This is a genomic window from Pseudomonas sp. PB3P13 (genome assembly GCF_054897735.1).
In genome coordinates, this window is sequence record NZ_CM142702.1 from 3,387,381 (window position 1) to 3,398,699 (window position 11,319).

An 11,319-nucleotide genomic window follows, 5' to 3' on the forward strand; every position below is an offset into this window, starting at 1 on the left:
CAACGGCCCAGGGTTGCGTTAACGACCGAGCAGCGACGTTGCCAACAGCGCCTGCAACCCCATTGGCTTGGCGAAATAATAACCCTGGGCCTGTCCGGCGCCCATTTCGCGCAGCAATACCAGCGTCGCTTCGTCCTCGACGCCCTCGGCCACCACGCTGAGGTCGAGCGATTCGGCCATGCGCACAATGGCCCGCACGATCGCGCGGCTGCGGGCGCTGGTGGTCAGTTCGAAAATGAATGACTTGTCGATCTTCAAGCCGCTGAAGCGGTATTGGTGCACATAGCTGAGGGATGAGAATCCTGCGCCGAAGTCATCGAGCACCACCGACATGCCATTATCGGCCAATTGCTGCATGGTCAGACGGGCAATTGCCGGTTCGGCGACCAGCGCGCCTTCGGTCAACTCCAGGCAGATCCGCGATGGCGCGACATCGTGCCGGGCCAACAGGGCGAGCACATCACTGGCGAAATCCGATCGCGTCATGCTGTAACTGGAGCAATTGACATGCACCGGCGGCCAGTTGGCGTGCTCGGAACGGGCGAGGATTTCGGCGATGCTGTTGAGCATGTACAGATCCAGTCGGCCGATCAGCCGCAGCCCCTCGACATCCGGCAAAAATTCACCCGGCGCGATCACTCGTCCCCCCGGCTGATGCCAGCGGATCAGCGCCTCCAGGGCGACCAGTTCACCGCTGTCGACACTGACAATCGGCTGGAAATACGGCAACAGCTCGTCGGTGCGTTTCAGCGCGTTGCGCAACGCCCCTTCCCGCTCGACCTGGTCCGAGACCTCGCGACGCACCTCCTGATTGAACACCGCGTAACTGTCACGGCCGGCATTCTTGACCCGATACATCGCTGCATCGGCGTCGCGCAGCAGGTCGGCCGGCTCGTCATGGAACTGACTGTCGGCGCCGACAATGCCAATGCTGCAGGACGAAAACACTTCATGGCCGTTGATAAAAAACGGCAGATCGAAGGCGACCAGAATCCGCTCGGCAATGTCGGTTACCGCCTGTAGCGGCGCCTCGGGGGCAAGTACGGCAAACTCGTCGCCGCCCAGACGGGCAAGCATGTCGGTGTCGCGCAGGCAACCGCGCAAACGATGCGCGGCCTGCCTCAACAGCAGGTCGCCAAAATGATGGCCGAGGCTGTCGTTGACCATCTTGAAACGGTCAAGGTCGATAAACATCACCGCCAGGTGCCCGCCGTCCCTGCCAAACTGCGTCCAGGCCAGATCAAGGCGCTGTTGCAGATAAGCGCGATTGGGCAACCCGGTCAGCGCATCGTGGAAGTTTTCGTGCTGCAACCGGGCATTGACGTGATCGAGCTCGCGGGTGCGGCTCTGCACCCGCGCTTCCAGTTTGAGGTTGGCGGCGTGAATCGCGTCGGCGGCCGTGCGCCGCGACAACGCGGTGTCGATGTGTCGCGACACAAACGTCAGCAACTCCTGGTCGCGCAATGTATAGCGCACCTGCGAGGTGTAGCTTTGTACCGCCAGCACGCCCCGCACCGCATCGTCTTCGAACAGCGGGATCCCCAGCCATGAGTAGGACCGGACGTGCTCGTCGGCCAGTTCGATTTCACCCAGCGCGGACAACCGCTCGGCCTCGCCGACGTCAATCAGGCAAGGACGACGCTGACGAATAACGTATTCGGTCAAGCCTCGACGCCCACGCCGCGCGGCCGGGCAAGTGGTCAGGCGCTCATCGACGTAATAAGGAAAAGTCACTTCAGCGGTCGCTTCTTCGAACAGCGCGATGTAGAAGTTCTGCGCGAACAGCAGCTCCGCGACGATGCCGTGCAAGGTCTGAAACAGCTCGGTCATGTCCCCCGGCTGGCTCGACAGCTCGGCAATCTGGAACAGCGTGCTCTGCAAATGTTCGGCGCGCTGTCGGTCGGCGACTTCCTGGCGCAAAGCGTCGTTGAGCGCCGACAGTTCGAGCGTGCGGCGCAGTACGGTAGCTTCCAGGTCGGCACGGTGCAGAATCCGGTCCAGCGCCATGGCCACGTGGCGCGCCACCACCAGAAACAGCGCGCGATCTTCGGCGCTATAGGTGCGCGAAACCTCGTAAACCTGCATCGCCAGCATGCCGAAGACGTCGTCCGAGGCGTTCTTCAACGGCGCGCCCATCCAGAACTCGGGACGGTCCCCCACGCAGTAAAAGCGGCCCTCGTCCTGCGCCGCGCAAATCCCGGCCGCGTCGATCAGTAATGGCTGGCCGGTGGTCAACACTTGGGCGGTCAATGACAGATAGGCCGGGTCAAGGTATTCGTAGTGTTCGGACTCCACGGCATTAACGTCGATGATGTCGACGTAATAGGGGTAGTCGATCTTGCCGGTGTGCGGGTCATACAGCGCGAGGTAGAAATTTTCGGCATCGATCAGGCTGGCCAGCAGTTGGTGCACGCCCACCAGAAACACCGAGCGGTCGCGGGTCGAACTGGCCAGGTAGGTGATTTCATAAAGCACACGCTGGGTGATTTGCGCGCGGGCCAGGGTGTTGGTCTGCACCTTGATCCCCAGGTGCCGGGCAAACTCGGCGAGCGCCGGCTCCGTAGCATCATCAAGGGGCGCAAGCAGCCAACCCAGCACGGTTTCGCCACTGCCAGTCGGCCAGCGGTGCAGACATCGCGTCTGGCAAAAGTCTTCAAAGGCTTCATTGGCGATGCTGGACGGCCACTGCATACGCGGGTCACCCTGGCCGAGCAGGTGCATTTGTTCCCCGGCGCGATACACCACCCACGTGGTGGTGTGGGCCCAGTTACGCGCTGAGTCCAGCAGGTGTTCAATCGTGTCTTCGCTGCCAGCGCAAGCCATGCCGACCCTACCCGTATTCCCTTTCGGTTCACATGCAACAGCATCGCAATCGTTTGATTGCCGCAGGGAGTCCGTCAATGGACCAACACTCATCAGCGCTCCCGGTGCCAGAGACTGGCGAGACTTTTTTATAATTGCCAGCAGTGTGCCAGTGAACATCCCGTTTAAAGCTTATGGAAGTTTTTTTCAATGGATTTTTCTGTTTTCGCGGCAACGGCAGCAGCGATCAATCAAAGAACGGCGCAACCAACTCCCGACTCCCCACAAAAAAACTGTCCGCCACCAACCGCAATGGCTGCAAATCCAGGTCGCTGACCCTATCCGCAATCAGCTGCTGAAAATGCCGATACACCGCCGCGTACTCGCCCTCTTCCGAGACAAGCTGACGAACCCCATCGATGCTCAACAGCGCGCCACCGTTATCCAGCCGCAAAACGCCTTCGCTGCAGCGAATCTCAATGCTCCATAGCTCGTCATGCCCATGATCAAAGTCAAACTCGGCGCAGACATCCAGACGCTGCGCGTCAGACATCCTGATCGAAGCAGCAATCGGCGACTGGCAATTCTGGGGAACACGCAACTCGGCCGACTCGACAAACAACGGCAACGCCAACAGGTGAGTCACAATCGACAGGGCATTGATGCCCGGATCAAATACCCCCAGGCCACCCGGTTGCCAGATCCACGCCTGACCGGGGTGCCACTTGCGCACGTCCTCCTTCCAGTCGATTTGAACACTGTCCAGCGTGCGGCCCGCCAGCCAGTCCCGGGCAGCAGCGATGCCCGGCGCATAGCGTGAATGCCAGGCGAAAAAACCACTGACGCCCTGCTCCGCCACCTGATTCACCAACGCCATCGCCTCACCGAGCGTGGCGCACGGCGGTTTCTCAACCAGGACGTGCTTGCCCGCCGCCAACGCCTGTTGCACCAAGGCAAAACGCCCTTGCGGCGGCGTACAGAACGCAATCGCGTCCACATGCGGACCTTTTTCCAGCAGCTCGCTCAGCGACTGAAAATTTTCAACGCCAGGGCACGGCTGCCCTTGCGTCGCGACAGCCACCAAATCAAACGCGGGGTTGGCCATGATCGCGGGAACATGCTGATCCTGGGCAATCTTGCCGTAACCCACCAGACCGAGACGGATCGGTTGCATCAATGACTCCTGTTGTTTTTCTTGTCTTGAGAACTAATGCGAGAGATTACGATTGTATGAACAGGAAGTCATTGATGATGTGGTCATAATTTGAATCGTCAAATCGCTTGATCAGCAACCTCAACCTGCGTCAGCCCGACCCATTCGGCCTGCTGCAGAATCTCTTCCGGCGTCGCGTCTGCGGTGGGCATGATCAGGCTGTTCTCGCTGTCGCCAAAATGCAGTTGCAGCAGATGCATCGCAGCCTCATGAACAGGCAGCGCAGGGTCCTGGAGCTCGAAGGTGTGTTCGCGAGGCTCGCCGTTGAAAAGGTATCGCACAGTGTAATCAGGCATGTCGGGTTCCTCGAAATGGGATGAATGCAGCTGTTTATCCTGACTTGATGGTCAATTTTTAGTTCAACTGCATGGGCACGAGCGACGTTTTCTCACAGGGCCTTAACCCGATCGCGCAGCAAGTACTGCTGGATCGTGCCGGGCGAGGTTTTCGGCAACTTTGGTCCGGGCACCCCGCCGCGACGCGCATTGCGCCTGCATCGACTACAGTGGAATGACTCTGCATAAAGCCAATAAAAGACGGAGCCTTTCCCATGCGAATCATCAACCGCTTCACCCTTCTGGCCGCCGCCGCTGCGTTGGCCGTCACCAGTGCAGCACAGGCGGCGCCGGTGTTCATCAACATACTCACCGGCGGCACCAGCGGGGTTTATTACCCCATCGGGGTCGGCCTGTCGCAGATCTACGGCGACGGTATTCCCGGGGTCAAGACGTCAGTGCAGGCTACCAAAGCCTCGGTGGAAAACCTCAATCTGTTGCAAGCCGGTCGCGGTGAGTTGGCGCTGGCGCTGGCCGACTCGGTGGCGGATGCAAAAAACGGTGTGGAGGACGCTGGCTTCAAGGCGCCGCTGACCAAACTGCGCGCCATCGGTGGCGCGTATCCCAACTACATCCAGATCGTTGCCAGCCAGGAGTCAGGAATCAAGACCCTGGCGGATCTCAAGGGCAAGACGATCTCGGTGGGGGCGCCGAAGTCCGGCACCGAACTCAATGCGCGGGCGATCTTCAAAGCGGCGGGCCTGACCTATGAAGACATGGGCAAGGTGCAATATTTGCCCTTCGCCGAATCGGTCGAATTGATCAAAAACCGACAACTGGACGCCACCTTGCAGTCGTCCGGCCTGGGCATGGCGGCTATCCGTGACCTGTCCTCGGTCATGCCGTTGAATTACGTTTCCGTCCCTGCCGACGTCGTCAGCAAAATCGGCAACGCGGCGTACCAGAGCGCGATGATCCCAGCCAACACTTACGACGGTCAGCCCGAGGCGGTGCCGACGGTGGCGATCACCAATATCCTGGTGACCCGCGCCGACGTGCCGGATGACGTAGCGTACGAGATGACCAGACTGATGTTCGAAAACCTCACGCGGCTGGGCAATGCTCACTCCGCGGCGAAAGACATCAGGCTGGACACCGCGAGCAAAAACCTGCCAATTGCGCTGCATCCCGGAGCCGAACGGTACTACAAGGAAAAAGGTGCGCTGTGATGAAACGCGGCGCAGCGGCACGCCCTGCCGTTGCGCCCGCATCACCCTTCTTTGAATTGTGATCATGAGGCACGCAGGCAATGAGTGAAGTTCAGCACGGAATTCCGGCGAACCCGCGGGACTGGCCGAAAACCCTGTTTTACGTGGCGCTGGCGTTTTCGGTCTTTCAGATCGTGACCGCGGCGTTTTCGCCGGTGTCCAGCCAGGTGCTGCGCGCCGTGCACGTCGGCTTCCTGCTGTGGGTGGTGTTCTTGAGCTACCCGGCCTATGGCAGAAGTCGGCCGTGGCAACCGCTGGCCTGGGTGCTGAGTCTGGCCGCCATCGGCACCGCGCTTTATCAATGGGTGTTCGAGGCGGACTTGATCCAGCGCTCGGGCGACCTGACGTCTGGCGACCTGGTGGTGGGACTTGTCCTGGTCGTACTGGTATTCGAAGCTGCACGCCGGGTAATGGGCATCGCGTTGCCGATCATTTGCGGGCTGTTCCTTGCCTACGGTTTGCTGGGTAAATACCTGCCAGGCGATCTGGCGCATCGAGGTTACGGCTTCGACCAGATCATCAACCAATTATCGTTCGGTACCGAAGGTTTGTACGGGACGCCGACCTACGTGTCTGCCACCTACATTTTTCTGTTCATCCTGTTCGGTTCGTTTCTCGAACAGGCCGGGATGATCAAACTGTTCACCGATTTTGCCATGGGCATATTCGGCCACAAACTCGGCGGCCCGGCGAAAGTTGCGGTGGTCTCTTCAGCCTTGATGGGCACCATTACCGGTTCGGGGATTGCCAACGTCGTCACCACAGGGCAGTTCACCATTCCGTTGATGAAGCGCTTCGGTTATCGCGCTGCATTCGCCGGCGGCGTCGAGGCGACGTCGAGCATGGGCAGCCAGATCATGCCGCCGGTGATGGGCGCGGTGGCCTTCATCATGGCCGAGACCATCAACGTGCCGTATGTCGAGGTCGCCAAAGCTGCACTGATCCCGGCCGTTCTCTATTTCGGCTCGGTGTTCTGGATGGTTCATCTCGAAGCCAAGCGTTCAAATCTCCAAGGATTGCCCAAGGACCAATGCCCGAGCGCTTTGGGGGCCATCAAGGAAAACTGGTACTTGCTGATCCCTTTGCTGGTCCTGGTTTACCTGCTGTTTTCCGGGCGCACGCCATTGTTCTCGGGCATGGTCGGGTTGGCGCTCACATCCATCGTGATCCTCGGTTCGGCGATCATTCTGAGGGTCTCCAGCTTCGCGTTGCGCTGTGCATTCTGGGTAGCGCTCGGCGTGCTCTGTGTCGGTTTCTTCCAGCTTGGCATTGGCGTGATTTTCGCAGTCATCGCAGCGCTGGTCCTGGTCTGCTGGTTCATCAAGGGTGGTCGCGAAACGCTGGGAATATGCCTGTTCGCGCTGGTCGACGGCGCCCGTCACGCGGTGCCTGTCGGGATTGCCTGCGTGCTGGTCGGGACCATTATCGGCGTGGTGTCGCTGACGGGCGTGGCATCGACGTTCGCCGGTTATATTCTGGCGATCGGGCGGGACAACCTGCTGCTGTCGCTGATCCTCACGATGATCACCTGCCTGGTGCTGGGGATGGGCATTCCAACCATTCCCAACTACATCATCACCAGCTCCATCGCAGCCCCGGCACTGCTGGAACTGGGCGTGCCGCTGATCGTTTCGCACATGTTCGTGTTTTATTTCGGCATCCTCGCCGACCTCACGCCGCCGGTCGCGCTGGCTTGCTTTGCTGCCGCGCCCATCGCCAGGGAATCAGGTTTCAAGATCAGTCTGTGGGCGGTGCGGATTGCCTTGGCCGGGTTCGTCATCCCGTTCATGGCCGTCTACAACCCGGCACTGATGATGCAAGGCGACAGCCTGTGGATGACCGCTTATATGTTCATCAAGACTGTCTTGGCAGTTGGCTTGTGGGGCATGGCTTCCACCGGTTTTCTGCAGCAAAAGATGCCGCTGTGGGAACGCCTGGCGAGCTTCGCAGCGGGAGCCTTGCTGGTGGTCGCCCTGCCGTTGACCGACGAAATCGGTTTCGTGCTCGGCGCGCTGATCATCGTTCAGCACCTCTGGCGCTGGCGTCACACTCGACTGGCGCAAGCATGATCGGCCTGTGCCTCGGCCTGGCGGGTGCGGTCTGGGCGCAGCTTCCCGTGACCAGTTTCACCCTGGCGTGGGATCACACCGTGGAAAAAATCCGCTGGGAGGAAGATTACCGCGTCACTGGGCAAGGCCTGGTGCTGGGCGAAGCCCGGGTGCGGGGAAATGGCGCGGGCATGGAAATCCCACAGGATGCACGCTTGGAAAATGGCAGCTGGCACTACCGCAGGGAGCACCGGCCCATGCACGCCCTGAATCTTGGTCGAACACCTGAAGCCGGTGATTATCAACTGTGTTTCGAAGGTAACTGCTACCCGTTGAGCAAATGGATAGGCGCACCGGACAGCAACCAGCCGTCCGTGCAGCTGTGGGGTTGCGAGATTGTCGCTCTGCACTGAACAGAGCGACAGACGACTTACCGATTATTGCGCAGGATCGAAAAATTCAGCGCGGCAGCGACCGACAACCATGCCAGGTAAGGGAAAAGGATCAGCCCGGTCACCAGATCGAAACGCAACGCCAGCACTACCATGACCGCCACAACCAACCAGAGCAGAACAAGGATCAGCAGGCCGGCGAAGATTTGGTGCGCGCCGAAAAACACCGGCGTCCATAGCGTGTTGAGGGCGATCTGTGCTGCCCATAACGCAAGCAACGTCTGGCTCCCGGGCATCAGCGTCAAGCGATACCCTACCCACGCGAGCAGCAGATAAATGATCGTCCAGGCAACGGGGAACAGCCAGTCGGGCGGCGTGAAACCGGACTTTTTCAGCTCGTTGTACCACTGGCCGGGTTTGAACAGGATGCCGGTGCTCGCCGCGGCACCGCAGGCTATTAAAAAAATGAAGAAGGTCATCGTCCATCCTTAGCTGAGGCCAGCTGTTCAGGTTTATAGAGCCACGTTGGCAGTCTCAAGGTTGGACGTCAGGCGAAGCAAAAAGTCGCTTGCGCAGGGAGTTTTCTGCGTTTGCCATGAATGCCCCACCGTAGCGTGCACGCCTGAAGATACCAGCAGCACCTCAGGTAGGCTTCTCCAGACGTCGATAACGCTCCTCAAAATCACCCGCCAACTGCTCGAGTGTGACACGGCCCAAGCGCGCAATCAGCAGCGCCTGGGCCGCGTCGAATGCGTCGGTCAGCGCGGCATTTACCGCTTGCTCCACCAGGCACTCGGGATGGTCGGTAGACAGCCCGATGGCGAACAGCGAAGACGAACCCAACGCCTGGTGAATATCCAGCAGGGTTATTTGTGCCAACGGTTTGGCCAGCGACCAGCCTCCGCGATGGCCCTTCTCGGAGCGCACGTACCCTTCCTCCTTGAGCAACGCCATGGTCCGGCGTACCACCACCGGGTTGGTACCGAGCATCTGCGCGATGGTGTCGGAGGTAGCGGGCTGGTCATGACGCGCGATGTGGATCAGCACGTGGAGCATCCGGGACAGGCGGGTGTCGGTTCTCATGAACGATGAATCCGGGTAAAAAGATGCGCTGAGTATGAATCGCCACATCGAAAGTTACGAGACGATTGACAGCCCGCTTTCACGTAACTTACGGTGTATCGAGAATTCATCGAGCGCTTTTCAAGAGTACGGAGTTGCAATCATGGTCTACGACATCATCATCGTTGGCGGCAGCTATGCCGGCATTTCCGCAGGGCTGCAGGTGGCACGCGCACGCCGCAAAGTGCTGGTGATTGATGGCGGCCAGCGGCGAAATCGCTTTGCCCGCCAATCCCATGGTTTGCTGGGTCAGGACGGAAGCGATCCCGCATTGATCGCCACTGAAGCCCGTGCGCAGCTTCTGCTGTATCCCAACGTCGAATGGCTCTCGCAGCTGGCCACCCATGCGGCCAGGCACGGCGATGAATTCGAGGTCACCACCGCTGATGGCCGATCATTCGCTGGATCCCGGCTGATTCTGGCAACCGGCGTGACGGACCAACTCCCGCCGATTCCGGGTTTAGCCGAACGGTGGGGACAATCGGTTTTTCACTGCCCTTATTGCCATGGTTATGAATTGAACGAAGGTCCGATCGGCGTCCTCGCCACCGGCCCGCTCGCCATTCACCACGCCTTGATGCTGCCCGACTGGGGGCCGACTACCCTGCTGCTGAACGAAGCGTTCGAGCCTGATGCCGAGCAGTTGGCTCACCTGAAACGGCGCGGCGTCACCGTTGAGCGCGAACCGGTGGAGTCGCTGGACGGCCACGCCGATGTCAGGTTGCACAGCGGCCGGATCATTCAACTGGCGGGCGTGTTCACGCTGCCGCGTTGCCACATGACTTCGCCACTGGCCGAGCAACTGGGTTGCGAATTCGAACCCGGGCCCATGGGTGATTTCATCAAGGTCGACGCCATGCGTGAAACCAGCGTGCCGGGCGTGTTTGCCTGCGGCGATGCCGCTGTAGCGGCGGGTAATGTCGCCATAGCAGTGGGTGACGGTGCGCGCACCGGCGGCGCTGCCCATCAATCGTTGATTTTTCGCTGATCAGGGGCTGCCGGAGCAGATCCGGTTGAACCTCCGCAAGTCGCGTGGGCTCAGAAAACTACAGACCGGAGAACCTTATGACCCAGACAGCATTGATCGTGGGCGCCAGCGGCATCGTTGGCAGCGCCACCACCCAATTACTGCTCGACCACCAGTGGCAGGTTGCAGCACTTTCGCGACACCCGGCGCCAACACCGGGCGTCATTGCGGTCGCTGCGGATTTGCAGGATCCGGCGTCGTTGCAACAAGCGCTGGCGAATTTGAAGCCGACCCACGTGTTCATCACCACCTGGTCGCGGCAGGCCACGGAAGCGGAAAACATTCGCGTGAACGGCGCCATGGTGCGCAACATCCTTGACGCAGTTCGCCCTGCCCACAGTGTTCAGCATGTCGCACTCGTCACGGGCTTGAAGCACTACCTGGGGCCTTTCGAAGCCTACGGCATGGGTAGCCTGCCGCAGACACCTTTCCGCGAAGAACAGGGGCGTCTGGACATCGAAAACTTCTATTACGCCCAGGAAGACGAAGTGTTCGCTGCCGCTGAAAAGGACGGCTTCACCTGGAGCGTGCACCGGCCCCACACCGTCACCGGTGTCGCCGTGGGTAACGCCATGAACATGGCAACCACCCTCGCCGTCTACGCCAGTGTCTGCAAACACACCGGGCGCCCTTTTGTGTTTCCTGGCTCGCGTGTGCAATGGGAAAGCCTCACCGACATGACCGACGCCCGGCAACTGGCGGCACAACAGCTCTGGGCCGCCACCACACCTGCAGCGGCCAACCAGGCCTTCAACGTCACCAACGGCGATGTGTTCCGCTGGAAATGGATGTGGGGCCGGATCGCCGATTACTTCGCCCTGCACCCCGCCGCATATCCGGCTGCCGTCTCGCCACTGGAGACACAAATGGCGGGTGACCAGACTGTGTGGCAACAGATGGTCGCCGAACACGGCCTGAAAGAAGCGGATATCAACCGACTGACTTCGCCATGGCACACTGACGCAGATCTGGGGCGACCGATCGAGGTCGTCACCGATATGTCGAAAAGCAGGACCATGGGGTTCACGGGCTACCAGGCGAGTGATCGAGCGTTTTTTGACGTGTTCGACACACTGCGCGAGGCTCGATTGATTCCTTGACTATCGATACGGCGATCCTGAGTGCTCCCGGGTGCCGCAGCGGGAGCACGTCCGGGAACGATCGATAAAACC

Annotated in this window: 10 protein-coding genes; 5 read left to right on the top strand and 5 right to left on the bottom strand. The window is 60.1% G+C overall.

Going from position 1 to position 11,319, the window contains the following annotated elements; genetic code table 11:
• Positions 1-18: 18 nt before the first annotated feature.
• From ACYZT1_RS15625 to ACYZT1_RS15635, 3 genes are all read right to left on the bottom strand, one after another.
• Complete coding sequence (locus ACYZT1_RS15625) at positions 19-2,916, bottom strand: bifunctional diguanylate cyclase/phosphodiesterase (RefSeq protein ID WP_462015607.1); 2,898 nt, start codon at positions 2,914-2,916, stop codon at positions 19-21.
• 133 nt (positions 2,917-3,049) lie between these two features.
• Entirely contained in the window at positions 3,050-3,976 is a 927-nt protein-coding gene (locus tag ACYZT1_RS15630; protein ID WP_462015608.1) for a Gfo/Idh/MocA family protein, read from the bottom strand.
• 98 nt (positions 3,977-4,074) lie between these two features.
• Positions 4,075-4,311: a hypothetical protein gene (locus ACYZT1_RS15635; RefSeq protein ID WP_462015609.1), complete on the bottom strand. Its 237-nt coding sequence runs from the start codon at positions 4,309-4,311 to the stop codon at positions 4,075-4,077.
• Positions 4,312-4,565: 254 nt separating this feature from the next.
• Between ACYZT1_RS15635 and ACYZT1_RS15640 the strand changes: the two genes are divergently transcribed.
• From ACYZT1_RS15640 to ACYZT1_RS15650, 3 genes are all read left to right on the top strand, one after another.
• Entirely contained in the window at positions 4,566-5,519 is a 954-nt protein-coding gene (locus tag ACYZT1_RS15640) for a TAXI family TRAP transporter solute-binding subunit (protein WP_462015610.1), read from the top strand.
• Positions 5,520-5,599: 80 nt separating this feature from the next.
• Complete coding sequence (locus ACYZT1_RS15645) at positions 5,600-7,627, top strand: TRAP transporter permease (RefSeq protein ID WP_462015611.1); 2,028 nt, start codon at positions 5,600-5,602, stop codon at positions 7,625-7,627.
• A complete protein-coding gene (locus tag ACYZT1_RS15650; RefSeq protein WP_462015612.1) occupies positions 7,624-8,019 on the top strand; it encodes a DUF1850 domain-containing protein in 396 nt (131 codons plus the stop codon). The genes ACYZT1_RS15645 and ACYZT1_RS15650 overlap by 4 nt, the downstream gene beginning before the upstream one ends.
• A 17-nt stretch (positions 8,020-8,036) precedes the next feature.
• Here ACYZT1_RS15650 and tspO read toward each other — a convergent pair whose 3' ends face one another.
• Together tspO and ACYZT1_RS15660 are read right to left on the bottom strand one after the other, a co-directional pair.
• Positions 8,037-8,477 carry a tryptophan-rich sensory protein TspO gene (tspO, locus tag ACYZT1_RS15655; RefSeq protein WP_462015613.1) on the bottom strand — a complete coding sequence of 147 codons (441 nt, stop codon included), beginning with the start codon at positions 8,475-8,477 and terminating at the stop codon, positions 8,037-8,039.
• Positions 8,478-8,640: 163 nt separating this feature from the next.
• The gene (locus ACYZT1_RS15660; RefSeq protein WP_462015614.1) at positions 8,641-9,081 is read right to left on the bottom strand and encodes an Rrf2 family transcriptional regulator; all 441 of its coding nucleotides are present in this window, start codon (positions 9,079-9,081) and stop codon (positions 8,641-8,643) included.
• A gap of 142 nt (positions 9,082-9,223) precedes the next feature.
• On the opposite strand from ACYZT1_RS15660, the gene ACYZT1_RS15665 reads away from it, so the two are divergent.
• Positions 9,224-10,108 carry an NAD(P)/FAD-dependent oxidoreductase gene (locus ACYZT1_RS15665; RefSeq protein ID WP_462015615.1) on the top strand — a complete coding sequence of 295 codons (885 nt, stop codon included), beginning with the start codon at positions 9,224-9,226 and terminating at the stop codon, positions 10,106-10,108.
• A 77-nt stretch (positions 10,109-10,185) separates the two neighbouring features.
• Positions 10,186-11,247, top strand: a complete 1,062-nt coding sequence (locus ACYZT1_RS15670; protein ID WP_462015616.1) for an SDR family oxidoreductase — start codon at positions 10,186-10,188, stop codon at positions 11,245-11,247.
• Positions 11,248-11,319 lie beyond the last annotated feature (72 nt).

Coding starts and splice junctions, on each gene's coding strand:
- ACYZT1_RS15625 (WP_462015607.1), bottom strand. CDS start 2,916: ATGAGTGTTGGTCCATTGACGGACTCCCTGCGGCAATCAAACGATTGC.
- ACYZT1_RS15630 (WP_462015608.1), bottom strand. CDS start 3,976: ATGCAACCGATCCGTCTCGGTCTGGTGGGTTACGGCAAGATTGCCCAG.
- ACYZT1_RS15635 (WP_462015609.1), bottom strand. CDS start 4,311: ATGCCTGATTACACTGTGCGATACCTTTTCAACGGCGAGCCTCGCGAA.
- ACYZT1_RS15640 (WP_462015610.1), top strand. CDS start 4,566: ATGCGAATCATCAACCGCTTCACCCTTCTGGCCGCCGCCGCTGCGTTG.
- ACYZT1_RS15645 (WP_462015611.1), top strand. CDS start 5,600: ATGAGTGAAGTTCAGCACGGAATTCCGGCGAACCCGCGGGACTGGCCG.
- ACYZT1_RS15650 (WP_462015612.1), top strand. CDS start 7,624: ATGATCGGCCTGTGCCTCGGCCTGGCGGGTGCGGTCTGGGCGCAGCTT.
- tspO (WP_462015613.1), bottom strand. CDS start 8,477: ATGACCTTCTTCATTTTTTTAATAGCCTGCGGTGCCGCGGCGAGCACC.
- ACYZT1_RS15660 (WP_462015614.1), bottom strand. CDS start 9,081: ATGAGAACCGACACCCGCCTGTCCCGGATGCTCCACGTGCTGATCCAC.
- ACYZT1_RS15665 (WP_462015615.1), top strand. CDS start 9,224: ATGGTCTACGACATCATCATCGTTGGCGGCAGCTATGCCGGCATTTCC.
- ACYZT1_RS15670 (WP_462015616.1), top strand. CDS start 10,186: ATGACCCAGACAGCATTGATCGTGGGCGCCAGCGGCATCGTTGGCAGC.